Raw genomic sequence first — 18957 nt, forward strand, 5'->3', positions numbered from 1 at the left:
GAGAGACCTTACAAAAGTAGGCCTTTTTTTAAGCAATAGGTATTCGACTATGGTCGGCTAAAAGTTAATCAGAAAAGTGTTTTTTATATAGCAAAATTGACAAAATAAAGTGTGTGGCTCAGCATGCGGGCAATTAAAATGAGTGAAAAAATTTATGAGTAATACAGTACGAGTAGGCGTGGCGGTTATTATTATGCGCCAAAACACTATTTTATTAGGTGAGCGAATAGGTGCACATGGTGCAAATACATGGGCAACGCCCGGCGGGCATTTAGAATTTGGCGAAAGCGTTGAGCAATGTGCAATACGCGAGGTATGTGAGGAAACAGGGCTAAATGTAAGTAAAGTAACTAAGCTAGATTTTACTAACGATTTTTTTAGTGCTGAAAATAAACATTACATTACTTTATATGTAAAAGCCGATTACGAAGGCGGTGAGCCTGTGCTAAACGAGCCAAATAAATGTATTCAGTGGCGCTGGTGCGACATTAATAATTTACCATCGCCACTGTTTACATCACTTAAAAACTACTTAACTACAACAACGCTTACGGCTTAGTTGATGGGCTTAATACTAATTTTTTAAAGCTTACTTGCGCGTAATCGCCATTTTGCTTGTCTGTAGCCCAATCACCGGTACCTAAACAACCTGGGTACCAAATTCCTTTAGCGCTTTTGGTACTACATTGGTTATACGCACCCGCTTTAAAGTAATGCCAATCGGCAGCGTAGCCATTAGGATGATCTTTATCATCTACTTTGCCATAAGCATCTACGTTATTACCTAAGTTAATAGAGTAGTTAACGTCTTTTTTGCCTTGAGCACTAAATGTAAGGTGCATAACATTTTTATGTACGTTCACGGTGTAGCTAAACTCGTCACCTAGTGCAATACCGTTAGCTGCTGGGTCATCTGGGTTTTCCCAGGTGTTACCCCATACAGGGTAAGTAATGTCGGTACGGTTAGGATCTTTTTTTGGTAAGTTACGCTCGTAGTTCCAAAATACCGATCCGGTTTTATGCCCTGGCCATTTTTTGTAATAAATTTTAAGTGGTTCGTTACCCCAGCCATAGCCCAGCTTAGTGTCTATAAGTGCCTGATCTTTACCTGCATGTATTTGCCCAACCACCACAGAATACGCGGCTTTTTTACTCGGATCGTTTGCACGCAGGGCTACATGATCAACTTTGAGCGTGGCTTCCATTTTACCGCCTACTGAGCCAAAACGCTCCGATAGCGGGTGCACAGCAAGTGCAAAATTGTTTTTTGAATTTTTAGTTTTTATTTTAGTGTTTGTTCCGCGGATCATTTGTCGTAATTCACTGCGGGTATTGGTTGAATTTGCGCTGGTAAGCGCTTTATTTGGCGAGGTAAATACCATATAACCCTGATCATCCAAGTAGAAAAAATCAGGGTGCGCGTAAGTTTGAATTGCTTCAACGTCTACTGTATCTATTTTTCCGTCGTTGTTTAAATCGACAGGTACGTTAATTTTCCAGTTTGATAAATCAAATTTTGATGCAGGGACTGCTGCATTATTTTCAACTTTAGTATTTGTACTAGCGCAGCCCATAAATAATAAAGGAGTAACAGCAGCCAGTGCTGTGAGTTTAAAAGTAGATGTTAGATTTTTCATTGTTGTCTCTGTGTGATGATATTAAAAATGAGCGATATTAACTTCGCTTAACTTTAATCTAACATACCAATTTAAAATATCAACATTACCAATTCTTTGTCTATTTAATTTTTATAGCCCTTTTTTGGTTATACCAATGTGGTTTTTTGTTGCTGCTGTTTTTTGCGTTTTTTATTTAGGTGTTTGCGCTGCGCTTTTTTTACATGCTTAACTATCCACTTTGTCATAAGGGGCATAAGTTCTGGCGCAAAGTTATGGCCCATCCCAGGGACTACTCTTAGCTTGGCTTTTTTTATAAGTGCGGCTGTTTTTTTGCCTGCACTTACGGGTATTACCACATCGTCGCAGCCATGAATTACTAAAGTGGGCGTTTTAATTTTACGAATTAAATGTTGCCTGTTTTTACTTGCGGCCATAGCAATAAGTTGGCGTTTGTAGCCACTTGGATTATGTGATCTCTCTACAATTTGCGTTGCATGATGGCGAAGTGCGTCTTCTGATTGCGGATAAGCAGGGCTGCCAATAAGTTGATTAAGCTTAATATTATAATTTATTGCCTCATCGTGGCTGGTATTTTTAGGCTGTAATTTTGCAAGCTTTATAAATACGCCAATGCTTTTAGCACTGAGTCTTGGCAGGCTAGAGCTCGACATAATAGTGGTTAAACTGAGCACCTTTTTTTTATGCTGTGCTGCAATTAACTGGGCTATCATACCGCCCATAGAAGCCCCCACAAAATGTGCTTTTTTAATTTTAAGGGCTGCCATAAGCGCCAGTACGTCATCAGCCATGTCATCAAGTAAGTAAGGAGTTTTAGCGCGTATTGGTAAGCGTTTACTCAACCACGATTTAAATAAGCTGGGGTTTGTGTGGTGCTCTAAGTGAGTTGAAAGACCAGTATCGCGGTTATCAAAACGAATAACTCTAAAGCCTTTTTTTACCAAGCCATAGTAAAGCGAGTCGGGCCACACGGTCATTTGTGCGCCCAAGCCCATAATTAAAATTATTACAGGGGATTTTTTATCGCCTTCGTCTTGGTAGTTAAGCGTAATACCTTGAGGTGTTTTGATTGTTCGCATAGCCAAGTAGCATTGTTAGCTTTGCTAAAATTATAGGCGCTATTTATTACAACTTGTTGGCAGTGCTTGGTATGGGCAGTTGCCACTTTTGTAAAATAGCGCTGTATTCGCCATTTTCTTTTATAAGTGCTAAACCTTGAGCAATTTCTTGTGCAGATTGAGAATCAAAAAGCTTGCTTGCAGCAAAATTAAGAGAAGAGGGTAGCTCATCTAGATGAATGCGTTTGGTTATTAGATTTGGGTCGAGCCCTGAACTTTCCAACTCATTATTAAGGGTGAGTGTATTCGTTACTACAAAATCGATACGATTTTTATATAGCATTTGCCAAAGTTGTTGGTAATAACTAACAAGAACTAGGTTTTTGTTTTCTGTAAACCCTTTACGCTTTAAGTAAGCTTCGCTTGAATAGCCTCGAATGGTAGCCACTTTATATTCTTTAGCAAAATTTAAGTGAACGACCTCATCTATGTGGCTTTTTAAACTAATTAAATAAGCATCTGCAAAATATACCTCGCCTAACCAAGTAAAGTTGTTAACACGATTTGGTGTTTTTAATAGCGATAGCATTATTGCGTTAGAATTTGCTTGCTGTTGCTTAAAAATACGTGCCATTGGCATTATTTCAAACTTGGCGGTTAAATGGCTCTGCTTTATTACTGCTTTTGCTATATCAACTAATGCGCCATCGGGTTCGTTATTTTTATTTATAAAATGATACGGCGGAAGGTCTTCGGCAATAAAAGTGACAGAATGAGCGTTGCATAGGGCGCTATACAACATCATTACCATGGCACTAAATACAACACGCACAAACATAAATAAATCTTTTTAAGTAATATTACAGCTAGTGTAATGAGTGTAGCTTAAAAGGTATATATGTAATGTATATTTAATGTAAGTAAATAGTTATTTTTGGTTTTGAATATTGCCTTTTATAAATTTTAAAGGCGAGCAATTATGCCACCTCATAAAAGCACGATTGAAAGAGCTTTGATCTGTAAAACCTAAAATGTTTGATACTTCAGTAAGCGGCATATTACCTAATAAATTAACAACACGACTTTTACGTTCTTTTTCGAGTAGTTGAGCAAAAGTTAAGCTTTGTTTTTTTAAGCGCCGTTGTAATGTACGAGGCGTTACATTGAGCGCATTTGCTATGCCTAATAGGTTGCAGTTTTGCAATGTAGTTTTTGCTGTAAGTAATTGTTTAACTTTTTCACTTATACATCCTTGGCTTTTAAGGCTAGTTAACTGCTGTTCAGATAGTTGTTTAAATGTTTTATTTATAACGGCGTTGTCGGTTTTAAATGCAAGGGTTAAGTAACCGCTTGGAAAGTTTATCTGGTTATATTGCGCATTACTTTTAACTGGGCAAGCAAACCACGACTCTAAGTGCTGCTGTTGCTTTAACTGCCAATTATAGGTAAAGCTAATACTACTTGGTGAAAGTGATGAGCTTATTAGCTGGCGAATAACACTCACCCACGCAGTCATATTTCGTAATACAACTTGTTCATTACAGCTCGGATGCGCCAGCCAGCGAACGGTTGCTGTGTCGCTATTTGACAAAAATTGAGCTTTACCAATATCGGCTACTAAGCTGTCGTAGTTTAAAAGCGCTTGTATTGCATTGCTAAGGTTATCGCTTGATTCAATTAAATAGCCCAGTACACCGTAATCGGCAGTGCGAATATGTTTTCCTAGCTCAAATCCAAATAGTGGGTTGTTAAGTGTCGTGCAGGCAAAACTTAATAATGCGTTGTAACTCTGTAAGCTTATACGCGGAGCAAGTTGCTGGCTGCTTTTATTTACATACTCATTAAAACTGATGGCATTAAGTGCCGCTTTATTATCAACATCTTGAGTTTGCAAGTAATCTAAAATACTCGAAAAATAATGATCAGCCAATGTGTGCATTTGTCGTCTAAAGCTAAAAAATGGTCGTGTATGAGCAAGTTTGCCATGTTAAGTTTTTATATGCTAGTTGAATGCTAAATAACCTCATACTGTAAATAATGATTTTTATTAAAATAAAGAAAACGCTTGATGCACCGCCTTCAAAAATAACAGAAATACTGTTAAATCATAAGCAACTAGGGCGATTTTTTAATGCTAAATTTAAGCTAATAGCGACTGCAAATAACGGTGAACTAAAAGGGGGTAAAGGCGCTATTCGGCAAGTTGAAATGGCAAATACGGCGTTTAACGAGCAAATTATAAGTGCTAATCAAAGCCATATTTGCTATCAAATAATAGGTAATAAACCTGTCGCTAATCACCAAGGCGATATATACCTAAGCGCAAATACATCGCTAGAAGGTTTTAAAACAAACTTAAGTTACTATATTCAATGCAAAGCGCCTTGGTGGCTGCCAAATATTCTTCTAAAACATGTAATTACAAAAGATATAACCCAAGCATTAAATAAATTAGAATATTATTTGCTAGCGGGTGATGTATGAGCTCAGAAATTATTTTACTCGTCCTAAGCCCGGTATTTTTGCTTTTTGTTTGCTACGAGTTTATTAAGTTTAAACGTTATTACGACATAAAAGACAGCCTGGCAAATACTGCCTTAGCGCTACTCCATCAAGGTGCTGATGCAATTGCTTTATTACTGCTTATGCCTTTTTTTTATTGGCTGTATGAATACAGGTTATTTGATATTGAACTAAGTATTTTAAGCATAGCTTTTGCCTTTTTACTGCAAGATTTTTTATATTATTGGTTTCATCGGGTATCGCATCATATTCACTGGCTGTGGGCTGCGCATGTAGTGCATCACAGCTCTACCAAAATGAATTTTACAACTGCATTTAGGCAAAGTGTAATGTACCCCGTAGCGGGTATGTGGGTATTTTGGCTACCTATGATCTTGCTAGGCTTTGACCCATTAACCGTATTTAGCGTAGTGGCACTTAATTTGGCGTATCAATTTTTTGTGCATACGCAAATAGTAGGCAAGTTAGGCTGGTTTGAAAGCGTATTTAATACGCCGTCTCACCATCGGGTTCATCATGCGATTAATAAAAGCTACCTTGATAAAAACTTTGCAGGCGTGCTTATTATTTGGGATAAGCTATTTGATACCTTTGTAGAAGAAGATAAAAATCAGCCATGCAAATACGGCATAGTAGGGCAATTAAATAGTAATAGCCCACTGCTGATAACGTTTCATCAGTGGGCTCATTTATTTAAAAGTGCGTTCAAAGCAAAAGGTTTAAAAGCTAAATGTAAGGCAGTACTTGGCTACCCAACAAGTAGCGTTAAAGTTAAATAAAGCCTTAAAAGTAAAACTGCAGGGCTAAGCTAGCAGCTGTATTGTGGCTATGCCATTTTTTGTGCTTTATTTGGCTGCGCAGTGCTAAATTGCGCGACAATGCGTAGCTCCAAGTTAGCGCAGCTTCGCTGTGGTTATTAGCGGCATTATCGCTTAGCCAAAACATATTACCTGTAATCGCAAGCTTGTTTTTGTTATTTACTTGCCAAATAACGCCAGCCTCACTGCCTAGCCCTACACTTAGCTGGTTAGAAGTATCTCCAGTATTTAGCTCAAATTGTCCCAAAATATAGCCATGCACACTGTTTGGATTACCGTAAGACTTACCATATCCACCTTTAGTAAAAAAGCGGCCTGAGCGTTTGTTTTGATTTGGCTGTCTGTCAAAACCCATTTTGATATTCCATGACCAGCTATCAAATACACGGTTATCGGGGGCAAGCGACATAGCATCGAGTAAATGAAAGTGCTCAATGTGGCTATTGCCGTTATCTGTAAGGTTGGCTTCTAAGTCAAAAAAGTTAATTTGTGCACCGGGTATAAAGCCTGCGGGTCTGTCGAGTAAATCGTGATAAGCAAGGCGATAAGCTAAGTTGGTGGTATTTTGCTGGTTATTATTTTGCACTCTTTTAGCTGCTAGCCTTGAAGAACCATGGCCTTGCTCTGGCGAGGCTTTAGGTTTTTTGGGCTTAGATAAAGGAGAAGGGACAGCATACTTACTGCGCATTAATAGTAACTTAGTAAGCCTTGGGGCTATTTCTTCACGGTTAAGGGCTTTATCGTAAAATTCAAAATTTAGCCATTCGTACGCCATTTCAAGTATAGCTACTAGCTCTTTTTGTGAGTAATTACGGGTATTTAATGGTTTGCCTTGCATAAGCGCTCTAGCATCACTAAGTTGCTGATCGCTTAACTGTGTTGAATAGTGATACAGCTTAGTGCCAAAAGCAGGGCGGTAATTAGGAGCTTGCAGCAAGTTGTTGTCTCTAAGTGCGGCAACAGTGTCTGAAGGAATAGCCTGCATGTTAAATTGCGAAGTTAGATTAAGATCATCTTTAGCTAATTGTAATAGCCCCAGTAACTGATACGAGCAGTTTTCGTCTATAAAAAAGTAATCAAAAGTGGCGCTTTGTAGCTCCCATAAATGCAGTAGAATCCGCTCTACTTGTTGCTCGGTTAAATTTAGTTTGTACTCCCAAATATCGCGTGATTCTAAGTCGTTATATTCACGTACTTTTTTGTAATACGGCATCAGCGAAAACTTACCAGGGTAGCTACCAACAAGCCCTTTTAATGCATACATAGCAGCGTTATCGGAGCCATCAGGCTCTGCTGCAAAATTTACAGCAAAAGCAACAAGTTCTTTATTACGGGTTTGATCTTTAGCGTCAATACGCAGCAATGTATGCCCAAACATTGATGAAGGGCTATTCATAAATGCAGTAGGAAATACCAGCGTAACCCCTTGAGGATTAATTACTTGTTGCCATGCTAAAAGCTCAGGGCAATTAAGTGCAGGCCAATTATTATTAATTTTTGATTTTAGCCATGTGTAGCGAGCAGGAAATTGGCAGCTGTATTTTTGTTGGCTGGTTTTATTGCCATTAAATGCGCTAATGGTGGCATTTAGCTCATCAACTGGGTTTGTTTTACCTGTGGGTGCTATAAAAAACTCAGCACTGTCTACTTCACTTTTAAAGCTACCTAATGTGGTATTGCGGTAGTGGCCTAATTTGAGCCAGTAAGGGTGTGTGGCTAACGTATTATTTTCAATACTTTTAGCATTAGAATATGTACTAAACAGCGTAACTAACAGAATAACTAATATTTTTTGCATACCCAAAACCATAAAAAAAAGCCGCTAGAGGTTACTCTAGTGGCTTTATTTATACATATAAAACCGGCTAAATTAGCTGATTAAGAAAGAGTATAAGAAGCTAGTTGTGCGTCACTTGCTACAACAGTGTTTAGGTTTTCTAAAACTGTTTGTGAAGTTACGTTCTCAGAAGTAAATACTGAAGAAAACTGTGCTTGAGCAAGCTTGTTAAATGCTGCTTTATCTTGTTCTGCAACACCCCAAACCTCAGCAAGTGTAGCTAAAGTTTCGCCTTCACCTTGAGACATATCACGAGCAAGTTGCTCCATGTTGCCATCGATGAATAAAGCGATTTTTTCAGAAGAAGTTACTGTACCAGTACCGTCACAACCTAAAGTACCAAAAGTGATACCGAAAGTTTGGTTACCAGAAGTACCGTTAGTTGTAGCGCCTAAAATTTTAACGCCTTTACCTTGTTGTCCTGCAAATAACATAGAGCCTAGACCACAACCAATATCTTGGTCAGCCATTGCGTTAGAGAAAGGAAGTAAAGATAAAGCTGCTACTGCGATTAGTTTTTTCATATTCATAAATCCATATATGATTAATCTTTATTTAGGGTAAATAAAGTTCGCAGAAGATTTTAACAGAGTTGTAGGAAAAAGGAACATACCAAGGTATGAATTTTTTGATGTTGAATTTAACTTAAGTATTAAAATTAACAAGAGGGTTTTTTTAGTATTTAACTATTTTATTTTGGGGTTGGCTTTTTACTTCTCGGGGCGCCTAATAAAATGCACATATGGCAAATACACACCGACAAAAATGCGCTAATACCTAATGCACCGCCATAGCCATCGAGCTTAGGTACTAAGTATTCAAATAGTAACGAAAATAAAATAGATGAACTAGCAACCGTGTAAATACCAAATCGATGTGGGGCGCTCATGCCTATAAATGTGCCTCCAAAAAATACGACTGAGTACAAGTTGGGGTTTAGGTTTAAGGCGCTTAAAATTAAATAGGCAATAATAGAAAGTGAGGCAGAGGCGCGTATGCCATCAAAACGATTGTGTTTAGCTAAATAAAACGTTAAAAATGCGCCGAGTAAAGCAATAAGTGGATATTCTATGTTCATAAAACGACGCCTTTAGCTAACATAAATAAAGCGACACTTGCAAAGGCAACACTGCCAAGCTTACCGCCAAAGCCTGTAAACATATTTATAGTAAGCACATATAAGCTAGCCCCAATGACTGAAATTATTGCTATTTCCCAATAACTTGTAATTAAGTGCGTAGAACACATTCCAGCAAAGCTGCCTGCGTAAATTGCAGCATACGGATGATTTTTATAACGCGCAGGAAAAGGAATAAACGAGCCAACAAGCCCTGTAAGTGCGGCCGAAATCACTAAAGGCAATGCAAAAGTGGTGTGCATTGCAAAGCAGGCTAAAAAGCCAAAAAAGAAAGTGATGAATTTTAAAAATAAGAATTTAATCATAGCGGCGCATTTTAAACTAATCCTTTTACGCTTTCTAACAATCCTTAATAAATAAAACAGCATTATTAGCTTAAAAAGTTATTAAGGTTATTTTTTAATCTCACTTGGTATTGTCTATGCTTATTTGTGGCTGTTAATGTTTCATAAATTATATTTTATGTATAATAGAGGTTATTAATATACAAATACTAAAAATTAAAGGTAATTTATGTCTAACTGTCTTCATTTGGCTATTCCGGCTGGCGATTTAAAAGTAGCTAAAGCGTTTTATTGCGATGTGCTTGGCTGTAAAACAGGTAATAGCGAAGAAGGGCGCTGGGTAGATATAGATTTTTGGGGTAATGAGTTAACACTGCATCAAAGTGTTGAGCGCTTACCAACCGTTCGCCACGATGTAGATATGGGCGCAGTAGCTGTGCCTCATTTTGGTATTCATTTATCAGAAGATGAATTTAACGGTTTAAAAAAACGTATTGAAGCAGCTGGGCTTGAGTACCTTGATAAACCGTACCGCCGTTTTGTAGGTGATGAGTTTGAACAAGAAACTTTTTTTATTGAAGATCCAAACGGTAACGTGCTTGAAATGAAAACCATGGTAAACCCTAAGGTTTTATTTAAAAAAGCGTAATTAGTGTTTTTTTATTAAATATTAGGCCACTTTTATAGTGGCCTTTTTTTGTATCCTGTGGGGTTTTGTGTACCCACAGGTGAAAATAATTGCATTATATGCGTTACTTTTATTCACTCTACAACACATAATTTAAAACGTAGACTTTAAAGTAACTCTCATACTTTATAATTATTATGTTGCTTTTAAAACTCACCATTGCGCCTCTACTTTTATTATTAATTAACTATGCTCAAAAACGCTTAGGCAGCTTTGTGAGTGGCATTATTCCTGGCCTGCCAATTACATCTGGACCTATTTCTTATTTTATTGCGCTTGAGCAAGGCAAGTTATTTGCCAGTAATTCAGCGGTTGCATCTTTGTATGGCATGAGTGGTATAGGGCTATTTTGTTTTTGTTATGCGGCAATGCTTACAAAATACTCAGTTATTAAAGCTCTTTTTGCTGCGTTAACGCTGTGGTGCTTATTTAGTGTATTTACCTTGGTATTACCCATTAATATTGCGCTTGCGTGTGTTATTTCGCTGAGCGTTTTATTTACGTTGGCATGTGCATCGAGTAAGTTACAGTTTGCACCTGACGTTAAGCCATTTACCGCTGCGTGGGAGCTGCCGGTAAAAATGCTGTTGGTTACTAGCTTTATTGTTTTAGTTACGTTTATTTCGGCAAATATTGGCGCTATGTGGAGTGGGTTACTATCTACCTTTCCGGTGATATTAGCGGTTATGGGCTGCATTGCCCACGCAAGTGATAAAAAGTTCTCGGCTTATAAAGTACTTAATGGTGGCATTATTGGCTCGTTAGGGGGCTGTATATTTTTTGCTGTAATTGCACTTGCGCTTAAATTTAATTTTGTTATTTGGCAGGTATATGCAGCCGCAGCGGTTTGCTCAACATTGTTTACTATTATTATGAGCCACTATATAAACCGTAAACAGTTTGCTAAGCCGGTTACGGTTTTAAATACTTAAAGCTAGCCATCAACTAAAGTGAGAGGCTTTACTTTTCGCTGTAGTTTTTCATGATACATAGCGGTGTCGCCGGCTTTTAAAATTTCGTCAATATTTTTAGGAGGCTCACTAAATACACTGCTGCCAATGCTTGCTTTTATAGCAATAGGTTGGTCGTTATGCGTAATGGTGAGTTTGTTTAACTCTGTTTTTAGGTGGTGCGTTTTTGGATTTACCTGCGCTTTGGTATAAAAGTGGGCAAGTACAACAAATTCATCACCGCCTAAGCGACCGACTGCATCGTTGGTACGTACAATCCTTTTTAAACTGGCGGCTACTTTACATAAAGCTTCATCGCCTACGGCATGCCCATAATTGTCGTTTATCTGTTTAAAGTCATCTAAATCTATATACATTAAGCATAAAACACCGCCTTTTTTGGCGTGCTGCTCAATAAGTCCTGCTGATTTTTTACCCCAGCCACGGCGGTTTAAAATGCCACAAAGGTGATCGTAATCGGCTTCCGTTTCGGCGCGTCTTTGTGCTATTCGCATACGGCTAATACGCCTAGAAACAGCCACGGCTAGTAAAAATGACTCTACAGCAAAGGCTATAATTAAACCGTAGCGGCGCATAAATGGGCTTTCGTTTATTAATAAAATTCTAAAAATCATACTCACAAACACAAAGCTAAGCGCTATAAATACAAGTGCAGCTTCGCGAATACCTTTGCGAGCTTGCCAAGCCGATAATACAAATACCACAGCAATAATAACCAAGGTTGTATAACCCGTAACTTTGCCAGCTATGTTCCACATTTGTGGCGTTTTAAACAGTATTTGTAAAATGCAAAACAGCATTACAACTAAAGCTAAGCCTTTTAAAAGGGGATCTACTTTTGGCCAGCTAACTTTAATTTGCAAAAGAGCACAAATAAACCAGGTTGCGCTTATAACACTAAAGCCAATAAACATTAGGTATATATTAAATAAAGTACTGTTGTGCTGCGTGGTTAAAAATAAGTACAGTTGCCCTTCTTGTAAAAGTATAAAGCCGCCAATACAAAAAATGTATAAGCTGTAAAGCTTAAATATATCGTCTTCTAAGCGGCTTCCCATAATTAACACATACAAAATAAGCGTAATGCACAAGCCATAAAACAGCCCTAAAATTAGGTTTTGCTGTTGGCTTTTTTGCATAAATACTTCAATAGGTTGCCACTTAAATACAGGACGAAACGGCATGGGTGAATATAAAGTTAAAACTGCCTTAGTTTCTCCTCTCTCTATTAAAAAGGCGGGTTTATTGTATTTTATAGGGGTAAGTATTTTATTTTGTTGCCGCCATTCAAAACTCTCAAGTGTAGAGCGATTAAAACTAAACACGCCACCGTGCTGTAATTGGCACTTTACCAAATATTGATTTTTACCAAATCGGGTTTCTAACCTTACTTGTTCGTCTGCATTTAAAGTTTTTGAGGGCGTTGTTATTGGATATGTTTGGCTAACTTCACAAGTTTGTGCAGCAAATACAGGGTTAGTAAATAATAAAGTAGTTAAAAAAGTGCCTACAAATAAGAGTACGTACCTTTTAGGCCACTGAAGATAAAGTGTGAGTACTGCTAAAAAATTTAACTTTTTAAAAGCCATAGGCGAGAGAAAATAAATACTACATTTTTTTATACTAGCAGAGCTCGCCTATTTAGCTATTAGTTAATTACGGTGTATTTAAATTTGTGGATTGAAATATATTCAAGCTAGGAGCGTTTTAATCGCGGCGCGAGGTTGAAACCGAGGGAAGCTCGCTATGCATCTGTAAATTAAACCAACTATAAACAACACGCCCCAGTAAATTAACTGTGCAATTGAGTTAACACTTCGCTTGGCGTTTTATTAAAGTGGCGCTTAAACTCGCGGCTAAATTGCGAGGGGCTGGTATAGCCTACCTTTAATGCAGCCTCATTTGCTTTACTACCGTTGCTTGTAATGAGTTCTTTTGCTTTGGCTAAGCGTACTTTTTTTAAGTATTGCAATGGCGATTCAAAGGTCACTTGTTTAAAGGCGCGATGAAACGACGACACACTCATGTTTACCTCTTCAGCTAAGCCTTCAACAGTAATTTGATCTGCATAGCTTTTATGCATGGTAGAAAGTGTTCGTGCTATTCGGGCGTAGTGCCCATCGTGCATGGCAAGGCCAATTAAGGTATGACCCTGAGGACCACAAAGTACACGGTATACCAATTCTTTAATTATATCTTCACCAAAAATATCGGCTTCTAGCGGGCTATTTAGTGCGCTTAATAAACGATGAGTTACTTGCTCCATAGCACCATCTATTTTTGCTGATTGCACACCGCTCATTTGCCCAGAAGTAAATGGCGTATGTTCGCCCATTTGGTTTACTAACTTATGTAATGTTGCTGGGTTAATATCAATAACTACGCCCATTACAGGTAGGCCGTTATCAGTAAAGGCTTCGCATTCAAGTGGGACGGGTACACCTAAAACCAGGTAGTCGCCAGCACCATATTTTATTTGATGATCAGGGAAATGAATTATTTTATGCCCTTGGCCAACTAAAATAATACCAGAGTTGTAAATGAGTGGCTGACGAGGTGAGCTTTTACTCGCACGATGAAAGTAAACACCGGGAATAATAGTTTTCGTAACGCCTTCAAAATTGAGCAAATCATTGTGCTCGGCGTATTGCTGCAACATGCTGGCTATAGTGGGCATTAAAAAACCTTTTATCGTACAAATTTTGCGTAAAATAACAACGTTGGCAGTATTAGGCAAGCTTTAGGCATTTATTAGGCTTTTTTAATGTTTGTTTTGCCACTAATATGCACTCATTGGAATTTAGCTTAGTGAGTAACTAAGCATTCTATTTAGTATTTAACCGTCACCTAGGAGCAAAGTAATGAAATTTAGCTACGTAAATCCAACACTTATTCAGTTCGGCCAACAGCAAATTGCATCACTAACCGATTTGATCGCAAAAGATCAAAAAGTATTAGTAGTGTACGGCGGTGGTTCAATTAAAAAGAACGGCGTGTACGACCAAGTTGCAGCAGCACTTGAAGGCTTTGATTGGGTTGAGTTCTCAGGCGTTGGCGCTAACCCAACAATTGAAGTGTTAGACCAAGCAGTAAAAATTTGTAAAGAACAGGATATCGACTTCGTATTAGGTGTAGGCGGCGGTTCAGTAATTGACGGCGTTAAATACATTGCAGCATCTGCAGTTTATGATGGCGAAGGTTGGGATATACCTACTGGTAAGCATATTATTACTAGCGCATTACCAATCGGCGCAATATTAACATTACCTGCAACGGGTTCTGAGTCTAATCAAAATTCAGTTGTGAGCAAAGAAGCAACGAAGCAAAAACTACCGTTTGCATCACCAGAAGTACTGCCTAAATTTGCGATTATGGACCCTGATGTAATGAAAACATTACCGCAGCGCCAACTTGTAAATGGTTTAGTAGATGCATGGGTTCATACCTGTGAGCAGTACCTTACATTCCCTGAAACAGCATTGGTTCAAGAAGGTTACGCAGAGGCACTTTTAAGAACGCTTAAAACGCTGGGCGATAACTTTGAAAACCAAGACGATGCATGGCGTGCAAACCTTATGTGGGCAGCAAACCAAGCACTTAATGGTTTAATTGGTTCTGGCGTATCACAAGATTGGGCAACACACATGATTGGCCATGAGCTTACAGCTGCTTACGGTGTTGACCATGCGCGTTCACTTGCTATTGTTCAGCCTTCTTTATTACGTAACCAATTTGCAGTTAAAAAAGCGAAGCTAGAGCAAATGGGTAAAAACGTATTTGGTCTTGCGCAATCGGATGATTTAGCAGAGCAAACAATTGAAGCAATTGAAGCGTTTTACCACAGCTTAGATGTTGCCACTGTGCTTACTGAACATGGCGATGACAAAGCCGCCGCTATTGACAATATTATTGGTAAACTTGAAGCGCATGGCATGCTAGCACTTGGTGAAAACCAAGCAATTACGCTAAAAGAAAGCCGCGAAATTTTAGAACAAGCTGTTGCTTAATCGCTTTTAAGTAACTTAAAACTAAAAGCCGCTAACGTTTAAAGTTAGCGGCTTTTTTGTGACTTATACCAATCCGCAATAATACTTAATCATTTTGCGGGGCTAAACGTATCGCTATCTGCGTTAAAAAATTCTCATTTAGAAAAACTAAATAGCAAATTTTTTGCCTAGTTATCAACACGTTTTTCCATCCTCAAAATAGATCACTTAATTAAGCGAATTGGTATTAAATAAATTAAAAACACAGCGTTTATAATTAACCAATAATATCGATATTAATGTCTTTAAATGATGATAGTAAACTGTACTTAACGGTTAGAAAAAATCTAATGCTCAAATAAATTAAACAGGACTAAAACTCATGAAATTACTAAACACATTACTTAGCTCAAAAGCAGGCGTAGCAGCACTTATTTTACGTGTACCAGTTGGTTTAATTTTAGCAGCGCACGGCGCGCAAAAATTATTTGCTTGGTTTGGCGGTTACGGCCTTGAAGGCACAGGGCAGTGGATGGCAAGTATTGGCTTAGATCCTGGATACTGGTTAGCTTTAATGGCAGGCAGCGCTGAATTTTTTGGCGGCATTGCATTAGCACTTGGTTTATTAACACGCCCAGCAGCCCTAGTTACGGCGTTTACAATGTTGATTGCAATATTTAGTGTACACATTAACAATGGTTTATTTATGGCTAACAACGGTTACGAATACGCACTTACTTTATTAGTTGCAACTGCAGCGCTTGCTATTCAAGGTGCAGGTAGCTTTTCGGTTGATAGTGTTATTGCTAAAAAGCTAGCTGATAAATAGCGGCAGGAATTTATAATTAAAAAATAGCGGCTAATTTAGCCGCTATTTTTGTATGGGTTAGTGCTAAGTTATTTAGCCGAAAAAGTTAAAGAGTAGTTGTACTGCGTTTGCTCTAGTAAATACTCTTTATGGGTACTTGGGCTCCACGAATCATCGCCGCCAACCCCCATATGTTGATGATCAATATGTACATGTAAGCAATCATCAGCTACTAGCTCATTGGTGTGCTTTGCTTGCGTAAGCATGCTTTGAGAGTATTCACTGGCGGCAAATAAAAATGTACCGGTTACGGTTAAATTATTAACGCTAAGTAATTGGCAATCACTACGCACGCCGTTATCGGTTGGGAATATATACGGTGTATGTAGCTCATTATGTTGCGCGCTGTAATAACCTAAACGCGCAGCCGCTTTGCGATCTGGGTAGTTTTCAAATGGCCCTAAACCAAGCCAGTTTACTTGTGTATCGCTTTGTTTATTAAGCGTTGTGTTTAACCCTATGCGTGGCATGGGTGGCAAAGTGTCGTTTAGTTGTACATCAACATTTAAGTTAATTTCACCTGTATTATTAAGTGTATAAAGCCATGTTGTTTTTGCTTGTACTGCGCCATTAAATTCATAACTAAATACACATTTAATACGTATATCTATCTTTGACTGCACTACTTCAAACGAGCGACATGTACGCTGCCACTGCCCAATACCCGCTCTTAGCCAGCGCGCTTCCCATGCATTAGGATCTAGGTTATCTACTTCGCTTACGCCTATGTCGTTATCAAGCGGGGCGCGGTAAAAATTATCAACTAATGGGCTTTTAATAACTTGGGTTTGATTGTGTAGCCATTGCTCAATAAGGCCTGATTGGCTATTAAACACAAGTTTAAAGGTATCGCCTTCAATACTTATCTGCGTATCGGTTTCACTAATATTTATAGCGCTATGTGCTGAAGCAGCTACTAAAGCGGGCTTAAATGTATCAGCGCTTAAACTTTGGCTATTTATAAGCTTAAATTGCTCGGTGTTTAATACATGCTCGGCACTTGCAAAGCTTGAGTCGTTAATCAGTGCTACATCTAAATTAAGGTGATATTGCGCACCGGCTTTAAACACCGTTTTTGTATTAACAGTTAGCGTTTTCATACTTTGCGGAGCAATATTAATAATTTGCTCGCCTTGCTCTATACATTGGCCATTTTCTATTAACTGCCAAACCAATTTTTCGTTATCAGTTGCCCTAAATACATAATCACTAAATACATCAACGGTATAGTGGTTTTGAGTTTGCTCACGCAGCGTAAATTGTAAATGCTGTTGGCTGTATTTAGCTTCAAACAAGCTAGGGTGCGGCGTGCGATCTGGAAATAATAAGCCGTTAATACAGAATTGACGGTCGTTTAGTTCATCACCAAAATCGCCACCATAAGCCCAATAATGCTTACCGTTTTCATCAGTTTTAGATAAACCTTGGTCTACCCAATCCCAAATAAAGCCACCTTGCAAACGCGGGTATTCTCTAAATGCTTGCCAGTAATCATCAAAGCTACCTAGGCTGTTACCCATAGCATGGGCGTATTCACATAAAATAAGCGGACGCGTTTCACCCGGTAGGCTTAACCACTTTTTAATAGAGTATTTAGGTACGGCGTCGTCGGCAATATGGGTATCTACACGGGCGTACATAGGGCAAATAATATCGGTTGCGGTGGTATTTGCGCCGCCACCTTCGTATTGCACTGGGCGCGATGGGTCAAAGCTTTTTGACCAGCCGTACATTGCATCGTGGTTTGCACCGTGCCCGCACTCATTACCTAGTGACCAAATAATAATAGATGCGTGGTTTTTATCGCGCTCAACCATTTGCGTATAGCGCGACATAAATGCGCCAGCCCACTGCGGATCGCTTGCAAGCCTACCCATAGGAAACATACCGTGAGTTTCTATATTGGCCTCGTCTACTACGTATAAACCTAGCTCGTCACACAGCTCATAAAAACGCGGGTGGTTTGGGTAGTGAGCAGTACGTACAGCATTAAAGTTATTTTGCTTCATAAGCTTAATATCTTCAACCATGTCGGCGGTGCTTACTGTGTGGCCGTTTTCTGGGTGATGCTCGTGGCGATTAACACCGCGAATAAGCAGCGGCTTGCCGTTTAAGCAAAGCTGCCCGTTGAGCATTTCTACTTTTCTAAAGCCAATGTTGTAGGCTTCTACGTCTACTGTAATGCCTTGCTCATCTAACAGGCTTACAACACAGCGGTATAAGGTTGGGGTTTCGGCGGTCCATTTTTTAGGGCTTTGTATATCAATTGTTTGAAATACGACATCGCTCCAGCCGCCTTTTTCATCAACGCGTTTATTGTTAGTGCTTTGTATTTGTGGCTCACACAGTGCCTGTTCGCCATCAAAAACCTGTACTGCGACTTTGTAGTTATTTGGCGCATCTATTGCGGTTTTTATATACAAAGTGGCATCGCGGTAGCAGGCGTCTAAATCTGGGGTTATAAATACATCACGTATTTGATTTTGTGGTTTGGTAAGTAAATTAACATCGCGGAATATACCGCTTAGCCACCACATGTCTTGATCTTCTAGGTAACTACCATCGCTCCAGCGGATAACCATAACCGCAATGCGGTTGGTGCCAGCCACTAACAGCTCGCTTAAATCAAATTCGCTGGGTAAGCGGCTATCCTGCGAGTAGCCCACCCATTGTCCGTTACACCAAAGGTGAAACGCCGAGTTTACGCCTTCAAAAATAATATGGTTTCGCTGAGCTAATTGCTCCGCCGTAATAGTAAACTCTGTGCGGTAGCAACCTGTTGGGTTATCGCTTGGTACAAATGGCGGGTTTACGGCAAAGGGGTATTTAACGTTGCAGTAAATAGGTTTATCAAAGCCGTGTAATTGCCAGTTAGAAGGCACAGGAATACTTTGCCAGTCGCTGGCGAGTGCCTCACTTAGTAATGACTCATCAACCGCTTCGGGTTTATCAAATAATTTAAAATCCCACAGGCCGTTTAAACTTTGTTTTTGTGATTGCGTGTTTGTACGGGCATGGTCAACGCTTTTAAAACCATTAAGTGGGCTGTGCGCTTTTACTTGATTAACTTGCACCGAAATTGGGTTTTCCCAATCGCGGCGGTTAATTATGTGCTGTAGTGAGTTCATAAGTGTCCTATTGCATGTGTG

Annotated in this window: 18 protein-coding genes; 7 read left to right on the plus strand and 11 right to left on the minus strand. The window is 39.0% G+C overall.

Annotation, left to right across the window (positions count from 1 at the left end):
* The first annotated feature begins 154 nt into the window (after positions 1-154).
* Entirely contained in the window at positions 155-559 is a 405-nt protein-coding gene (locus ATS74_RS01095) for a nucleotide triphosphate diphosphatase NUDT15 (RefSeq protein WP_058547104.1), read from the plus strand.
* On the opposite strand, the gene ATS74_RS01100 is transcribed toward ATS74_RS01095, so the two are convergent.
* From ATS74_RS01100 to ATS74_RS01115, 4 genes are all read right to left on the minus strand, one after another.
* Complete coding sequence (locus ATS74_RS01100; protein ID WP_058547105.1) at positions 549-1637, minus strand: polysaccharide lyase family 7 protein; 1089 nt, start codon at positions 1635-1637, stop codon at positions 549-551. The two genes, ATS74_RS01095 and ATS74_RS01100, sit on opposite strands and share 11 nt — an antisense overlap.
* A gap of 128 nt (positions 1638-1765) precedes the next feature.
* Positions 1766-2716: an alpha/beta fold hydrolase gene (locus ATS74_RS01105; protein WP_058547106.1), complete on the minus strand. Its 951-nt coding sequence runs from the start codon at positions 2714-2716 to the stop codon at positions 1766-1768.
* Positions 2717-2762: 46 nt separating this feature from the next.
* On the minus strand, positions 2763-3533 hold the full coding sequence (locus tag ATS74_RS01110; protein WP_058547107.1) for a substrate-binding periplasmic protein: 771 nt from the start codon (positions 3531-3533) through the stop codon (positions 2763-2765).
* Positions 3534-3623: 90 nt separating this feature from the next.
* A complete protein-coding gene (locus tag ATS74_RS01115; protein ID WP_058547108.1) occupies positions 3624-4634 on the minus strand; it encodes an AraC family transcriptional regulator in 1011 nt (336 codons plus the stop codon).
* A gap of 98 nt (positions 4635-4732) precedes the next feature.
* Here ATS74_RS01115 and ATS74_RS01120 point away from each other — a divergent pair, with 98 nt between their 5' ends.
* Entirely contained in the window at positions 4733-5179 is a 447-nt protein-coding gene (locus tag ATS74_RS01120) for an SRPBCC family protein (protein ID WP_058547109.1), read from the plus strand.
* Positions 5176-5997: a sterol desaturase family protein gene (locus ATS74_RS01125; protein WP_058547110.1), complete on the plus strand. Its 822-nt coding sequence runs from the start codon at positions 5176-5178 to the stop codon at positions 5995-5997. The genes ATS74_RS01120 and ATS74_RS01125 overlap by 4 nt, the downstream gene beginning before the upstream one ends.
* A 4-nt stretch (positions 5998-6001) precedes the next feature.
* Here the strand turns inward: ATS74_RS01125 and ATS74_RS01130 are convergent, their stop codons facing one another.
* The 4 genes from ATS74_RS01130 to ATS74_RS01145 all read right to left on the minus strand — a co-directional run bounded on the left by ATS74_RS01130 (position 6002) and on the right by ATS74_RS01145 (position 9253).
* Positions 6002-7834 carry an Lnb N-terminal periplasmic domain-containing protein gene (locus ATS74_RS01130; RefSeq protein WP_058547510.1) on the minus strand — a complete coding sequence of 611 codons (1833 nt, stop codon included), beginning with the start codon at positions 7832-7834 and terminating at the stop codon, positions 6002-6004.
* 80 nt (positions 7835-7914) lie between these two features.
* Positions 7915-8397 (minus strand): DUF3015 domain-containing protein, encoded by a 483-nt coding sequence (locus ATS74_RS01135; protein WP_058547111.1) that lies wholly within the window; start codon positions 8395-8397, stop codon positions 7915-7917.
* A 167-nt stretch (positions 8398-8564) separates the two neighbouring features.
* Positions 8565-8951: a hypothetical protein gene (locus tag ATS74_RS01140; protein WP_058547112.1), complete on the minus strand. Its 387-nt coding sequence runs from the start codon at positions 8949-8951 to the stop codon at positions 8565-8567.
* A complete protein-coding gene (locus ATS74_RS01145) occupies positions 8948-9253 on the minus strand; it encodes a hypothetical protein (RefSeq protein WP_058547511.1) in 306 nt (101 codons plus the stop codon). Before ATS74_RS01145 ends, ATS74_RS01140 begins: the two co-directional genes overlap by 4 nt.
* Positions 9254-9524: 271 nt before the next feature.
* Here ATS74_RS01145 and ATS74_RS01150 point away from each other — a divergent pair, with 271 nt between their 5' ends.
* On the plus strand, positions 9525-9944 hold the full coding sequence (locus tag ATS74_RS01150) for a VOC family protein (protein WP_058547113.1): 420 nt from the start codon (positions 9525-9527) through the stop codon (positions 9942-9944).
* Between the two features lie 176 nt (positions 9945-10120).
* The gene (locus ATS74_RS01155) at positions 10121-10915 is read left to right on the plus strand and encodes a hypothetical protein (RefSeq protein ID WP_235591982.1); all 795 of its coding nucleotides are present in this window, start codon (positions 10121-10123) and stop codon (positions 10913-10915) included.
* 2 nt (positions 10916-10917) lie between these two features.
* On the opposite strand, the gene ATS74_RS01160 is transcribed toward ATS74_RS01155, so the two are convergent.
* Positions 10918-12543, minus strand: a complete 1626-nt coding sequence (locus tag ATS74_RS01160) for a sensor domain-containing diguanylate cyclase (protein WP_058547114.1) — start codon at positions 12541-12543, stop codon at positions 10918-10920.
* A gap of 203 nt (positions 12544-12746) precedes the next feature.
* Positions 12747-13631, minus strand: a complete 885-nt coding sequence (locus ATS74_RS01165) for an AraC family transcriptional regulator (RefSeq protein ID WP_058547115.1) — start codon at positions 13629-13631, stop codon at positions 12747-12749.
* Positions 13632-13815: 184 nt separating this feature from the next.
* On the opposite strand from ATS74_RS01165, the gene ATS74_RS01170 reads away from it, so the two are divergent.
* Both ATS74_RS01170 and ATS74_RS01175 read left to right on the plus strand, forming a co-directional pair.
* On the plus strand, positions 13816-14961 hold the full coding sequence (locus ATS74_RS01170; protein ID WP_058547116.1) for an iron-containing alcohol dehydrogenase: 1146 nt from the start codon (positions 13816-13818) through the stop codon (positions 14959-14961).
* Between the two features lie 361 nt (positions 14962-15322).
* On the plus strand, positions 15323-15769 hold the full coding sequence (locus ATS74_RS01175) for a DoxX family protein (protein ID WP_058547117.1): 447 nt from the start codon (positions 15323-15325) through the stop codon (positions 15767-15769).
* Positions 15770-15837: 68 nt separating this feature from the next.
* Here the strand turns inward: ATS74_RS01175 and ATS74_RS01180 are convergent, their stop codons facing one another.
* The gene (locus tag ATS74_RS01180; RefSeq protein WP_058547118.1) at positions 15838-18936 is read right to left on the minus strand and encodes a beta-galactosidase; all 3099 of its coding nucleotides are present in this window, start codon (positions 18934-18936) and stop codon (positions 15838-15840) included.
* Positions 18937-18957 lie beyond the last annotated feature (21 nt).

It is taken from the genome of Pseudoalteromonas sp. H103 (assembly GCF_001469205.1).
GTDB lineage: Bacteria > Pseudomonadota > Gammaproteobacteria > Enterobacterales > Alteromonadaceae > Pseudoalteromonas > Pseudoalteromonas carrageenovora.